The sequence below is a fragment of the Arthrobacter sp. 35/47 genome (genome assembly GCF_000520475.1).
GTDB classification, from domain to species: domain Bacteria; phylum Actinomycetota; class Actinomycetes; order Actinomycetales; family Micrococcaceae; genus Arthrobacter_D; species Arthrobacter_D subterraneus.
Genome location: NZ_KI914581.1, coordinates 145,984 through 151,055, shown reverse-complemented (window position 1 = coordinate 151,055; position 5,072 = coordinate 145,984). Strand labels below are relative to the sequence as shown.

At 67.8% G+C, this 5,072-nt stretch carries 4 protein-coding genes and 1 riboswitch; of the genes, 3 read left to right on the top strand and 1 reads right to left on the bottom strand.

Going from position 1 to position 5,072, the window contains the following annotated elements; genetic code table 11:
- The coding region (locus X803_RS16970; protein WP_035777443.1) for an APC family permease at positions 1-894 on the bottom strand (894 nt) is incomplete at its 3' end.
- A 123-nt stretch (positions 895-1,017) separates the two neighbouring features.
- On the opposite strand from X803_RS16970, the gene aspS reads away from it, so the two are divergent.
- From aspS to X803_RS0101080, 3 genes are all read left to right on the top strand, one after another.
- Positions 1,018-2,820 carry an aspartate--tRNA ligase gene (gene aspS, locus X803_RS0101090; protein ID WP_026543685.1) on the top strand — a complete coding sequence of 601 codons (1,803 nt, stop codon included), beginning with the start codon at positions 1,018-1,020 and terminating at the stop codon, positions 2,818-2,820.
- Positions 2,821-2,954: 134 nt separating this feature from the next.
- A riboswitch (FMN riboswitch) is annotated at positions 2,955-3,090 on the top strand.
- A gap of 140 nt (positions 3,091-3,230) precedes the next feature.
- The gene (gene ribD, locus X803_RS16965; protein WP_035777380.1) at positions 3,231-4,307 is read left to right on the top strand and encodes a bifunctional diaminohydroxyphosphoribosylaminopyrimidine deaminase/5-amino-6-(5-phosphoribosylamino)uracil reductase RibD; all 1,077 of its coding nucleotides are present in this window, start codon (positions 3,231-3,233) and stop codon (positions 4,305-4,307) included.
- A complete protein-coding gene (locus X803_RS0101080; protein WP_026543684.1) occupies positions 4,308-4,952 on the top strand; it encodes a riboflavin synthase in 645 nt (214 codons plus the stop codon). It abuts the gene before it with no gap.
- The last annotated feature ends 120 nt before the right edge of the window (positions 4,953-5,072 follow it).

Below are 5,072 nucleotides of genomic sequence, written 5' to 3'. Positions count from 1 at the left end.
CACCCGCGGCAGGTCGCCTTCGCGCGCCATTGCGAGCGTGGTGCGGGCGATCCCGCTGATCAGGGCGAGTAACGCGCCGAGACTCGCCAGGGCAGCGGCAATCGAAACGGCAAGGAGTGGGATCGAGTCGTCGCTCAGGAACACCTCGGTCAGGGGAGCCGACGAGTCCGCGAGCTTCTCCGGGCCCACCGCCCGAAGCAGACCGACTGCGAGCAGCGTGTACAGCGCGAGCGTGAACCCCAAAGCGCCGAAGACGGCGCGCGGGATGTTGCGCGCGGGCTCGCGCACCTCCTCGCCCATCGTGGCAATGCGCGCATACCCGGCGAAAGCGAAGAACATCAGCCCCGCGGCCTGCAGGACGCCGGTGGGACCGGCAGGGGAGGCACCGCCGTCGTCTGTGGATTGCGCGAAGGCGACCACGATGACAAACGCGAGCACCGGCACCACCAGCGAAACGATGATCCGCGTCATCATGGCGGTACGCGTGATTCCCAGCAGGTTCACCACGGTGAGCGCCACCACCGCTGCGACTCCCGCAGCTTTCTCGAAGCCGGGGGCAGCGTAGAGCCCGAAAGTGAGCGCCATCGCCGCGCACGATGCGGCCTTGCCGGTGATGAAACTCCAGCCGGCGAGGAAACCGGGCCATTCACCGAGCTGGCGCCTGCCGTAGGTATAGGCACCGCCGCTGACCGGGTGCACTGCCGCCAGCTGGGCGGATGCGGCGGCGTTGGCGTAGGCAACCGCCGCGGCAAGGGCGACGGCGAGGGGCAGGAGGGATCCGGCCGCGGCAGCCGCAGGGGAGAAGACCACAAAGACACCGGCCCCGATCATCGAACCGATGCCGACCGTTGTGGCGTCGAACCCGCCCAGTTGTCTGTTCAGCGCCTGCGGCATGCGCGGGTCCCCGTCCCGTGAATGGTGTGGCCGGGAGTGCAACTCATCCGGCGGTAAACTCGAACCTAGCGATTCAATTCAGCGATCTAATCCACTGATCCTAACCACACCGGAAGGAATGCTGTGCTGCGCACACATGACCTTGGTTCCCTGCGGACCGGGCACATCGGACAAACCGTTACTCTTGCCGGATGGGTGGCCCGCCGTCGTGATCACGGTGGCGTGGCCTTCCTGGACCTGCGTGACGCCTCGGGCGTGGCCCAGGTGGTGGTCCGGGAAGAGGACGTGTTCGCTTCCCTGCGCAACGAGTTCGTGCTGCAGATTACCGGCACCGTCGAAAAGCGGCCCGAGGGCAATGAGAACCCCGCACTTGCCTCCGGTGAAATCGAGGTCATCGCCGAGCAGGTGACCATCCTCAACACCTCCGATCCGCTGCCCTTCCAGATCGATGAGCACGTAGAGGTCGGGGAGGAAGCACGCCTGAAGCACCGCTACCTCGACCTCCGCCGTCCCGCCCCGAACGCAAACCTCCGCCTGCGCTCCGAAGCGAACCGCGTGGCCCGTGAGCTGCTGCACGGAGACGGGTTCGTCGAGATCGAAACCCCTACGCTCACCCGCTCCACCCCTGAGGGCGCCCGCGACTTCCTAGTCCCGGCCCGGCTGGCGCCCGGCTCCTGGTATGCCCTACCGCAGTCCCCGCAGCTCTTCAAGCAGCTGCTGCAGGTGGGCGGGTTCGAAAAGTACTACCAGATCGCGCGCTGCTACCGCGACGAGGACTTCCGGGCAGACCGCCAGCCCGAGTTCACGCAGTTGGACATCGAGGCCAGCTTCGTTGAGCAGGACGACATCATCGCGCTCGGCGAGGCGCTGGTGAAGGCACTGTGGAAGCTGATCGACGTCGAGATCCCTACGCCTATCCAGCGGATGACCTATGCCGACGCCATGGCCCGCTACGGTTCGGACAAGCCGGACTTGCGCTTCGGCCTCGAGCTCACCGAACTGACCGAATACTTCAGGGACACCGGCTTCGGTGTCTTCAAGGCGCCGTACGTGGGCGCGGTAGTCATGCCCGGCGGAGCCTCCCAGCCGCGCCGTCAGCTTGACGCCTGGCAGGAATGGGCCAAGCAGCGCGGCGCGAAGGGCCTGGCGTACGTCCTCATCGACGACGACGGCAGCCTGCGCGGTCCGGTGGCCAAGAACCTGACGGACTCCGAACGGGACGGTCTGGCCGCTGCCGTAGGCGCGAAGCCGGGCGACTGCATTTTCTTCGCTGCGGGCGAGAAGTCTCCATCCCGTGCGCTGCTGGGTGCCGCCCGGGTGGAAATCGGTCACCGGACCGGGCTCATCGATCCGGAGGCGTGGGCCTTCGTGTGGGTTGTGGACGCACCCATGTTCGAGCCTGCGTCGGTCGCTGTCGCGGCAGGCGACGTTGCCGTGGGAACCGGCGCCTGGACGGCCGTGCACCACGCCTTCACCTCCCCGAAGCCGGAGTTCCTTGACTCCTTCGACACGGATCCGGGCAGCGCGCTGGCCTACGCCTATGACATCGTCTGCAACGGCAACGAGATCGGTGGCGGCTCGATCCGTATCCACCGCCGTGACGTGCAGGAGCGGGTCTTCGCGGTCATGGGGATCAGCCCCGAGGACGCGCAGGAGAAATTCGGCTTCCTGCTGGAGGGCTTCAAGTACGGCGCACCTCCCCACGGCGGAATCGCCTTCGGCTGGGACCGCGTGGTCGCACTCCTCGCGGGCAGCGATTCCATTCGCGACGTCATCGCCTTCCCCAAGTCCGGCGGTGGTTACGATCCGCTCACCGCGGCTCCGGCTCCGATTACGCCGCAGCAGCGCAAGGAAGCCGGCGTCGATGCAAAGCCCGAGACCAGGGCCGCTGCCAGGGCCGAGCCGAAGGCGGAAGCCAGGGTCTAGCCACCGTCGGTCGGGTGCCCGGAGAGGGAAATGCAGGTGCGGTTCCCGCGCTATCCGAGTACTCAACGGTGGGCGCCCCGTGTTACGGACGCTTTCGGGTGCGCAGAAAAGTTGTGGAAGAATAAGCGTCGTACAACGTGCTCCGGGGTCGGTGTAATTCCGAACCGGCGGTTATAGTCCGCGACCCGCGCGCTGCCCCTGCGGCAGCAAGCGGTTGAACCGGTGAAATTCCGGTACCGACAGTTAAAGTCTGGATGGGAGAAGCGCGTGCAGCTTTGGCTGTGCCCTGTCGTCGGCGTCCTGCGCGCCCTTGGCAGTGCCGGCCCTTCCTGTCGATCCCCCGGAGCCCTAGAGCCAGGTGAGGGATACGACATGGGATTTTCTGCCGGAGCTTCCGGGTGGAGGCTGCCATGACCGGCGCCAGCCAGCCCTTGACCGCGCAGGAAATGATGGCGATGGAGCACGCGCTGCTCCTTGCCGGGCAGGGTGTGCGCGGCGCCAATCCGCTGGTGGGCGCCGTGATTCTCGACGACGACGGCGCCATGGTCGCCTCCGGTGCGCACCTGGGTGCCGGGACGGATCACGCAGAAGTGGCCGCCCTGAAAAACGCGGTCCAACAGGGCATCGACCCGGCCGGCTGCACGATGGTGGTCACCCTTGAGCCCTGCAACCACACCGGGCGTACCGCACCCTGCACCGAAGCGCTCCTGGCGGCTGGAATCTCCCGCGTTGTCTATGCGGCAGCTGACCCCAACCCCGAAGCAGCCGGAGGCGCCGCGCGGCTGGCCGGTCAGGGTATCGACGTCGCAGGCGGCCTCCTGGCCGATGCCGCCACTGAACTGAACCGCCGCTGGCTTGCCGCCGTCCGTGCCCGGCGTCCCTTCGTCACCGTCAAGGTCGCCCAGAGCCTGGACGCGCAGTCCGCCGCGGCTGACGGTTCCAGCCAATGGATCACCGGCCCGCACGCCCGCGCGGACGGACACTCGATCCGCGCCCGGGTCGATGCCGTCCTGGTGGGTACCGGCACGGTGCTGGCCGACAATCCGCGCCTCACCGCCCGGGCTCTTGACGGTGCCGACGCCGCCCGCCAACCGCTGCGCGTCGCCGTCGGGCTCCGCGATGTGCCGGCCGATGCCGCCATGCGCGGCGACCGGTTTGTGCACCTGTCGACCCACGATCCCGTTGCCGCCCTCGATGACCTGTACCGCAGGGGAGTCCGGCATGTCCTGATCGAGGGCGGACCGCAGCTGGTGGGCGTCTTCCTCATGGCGGATCTTGCCGATGAGCTTTTCGCCTACGTTGCGCCGATGCTTCTCGGCACCGGTGTGCCCGCGTTCCAGCGACTCGGCGTGGCCACACTCGCCGACGCTCACGTGTGGCGCCTCGATCCGGATGGCGCGGCGGCCGTCACCCAGCTCGGAGACGACGTCCGTCTCCATTTCAAGCCCATTGCGCCGGCCCCGGCGCACGTCGAGAAAGGCCATTGAGTGTTTACAGGAATAGTTGCCGGACGGGGTACCGTGACGTCCCTGCAGCGCTCCGCTGACGGTGACAGCGCGGTGCTGGTGTTCGACGCCGGAGCCACCGGATCCGGACTGGAGCCCGGCGGGTCCATTGCCGTGGACGGCGTGTGCCTGACTGCCACCACCATCCACGGCACCAGCATCAGTGTTGATGTGATGGGGGAGACCCTCGTCCGTACAACGATCGGGCGGTTGGAAGAGGGCGGATCAGTGAACCTTGAACGCTGCGTCCCGGCCGCGGGCCGGCTCGACGGCCACGTTGTGCAGGGCCACGTGGACGGGGTCGGAACGCTCCTTGAGCGCGAGGACCTCGGCTCCTGGGAGCGCCTCCGGTTCAGCGTCCCCGTACCGCTGGACCGGTATGCCGCGGAGAAGGGCTCCGTCGCCGTGGACGGCGTCTCACTCACCGTGACCGCCGTCAGCCAGCCGGGTGCGTCCGAGCCCTGGTTCGAGGTCGGGCTCATTCCGACCACCCTGTCGGAAACGGGCCTCGGAGCAAAGAGCATCGGGGATCCGGTGAATCTCGAGATGGACGTCCTGGCCAAGTACGCTGAGCGGCTCCTCTCGTTCGCCGGACACGGGCGCGCACAGCAGGGAGCGGGCGCATGAGCCTTGATGGTAACGCCCAGGCGGCCGGGGAACAGGGCGGTATAGCGCTGGACATCCGGCTGGACCCGGTGGAGGCGGCTGTCGAGGCCATGGCGGCGGGACGCGCCGTCGTCGTCGTCG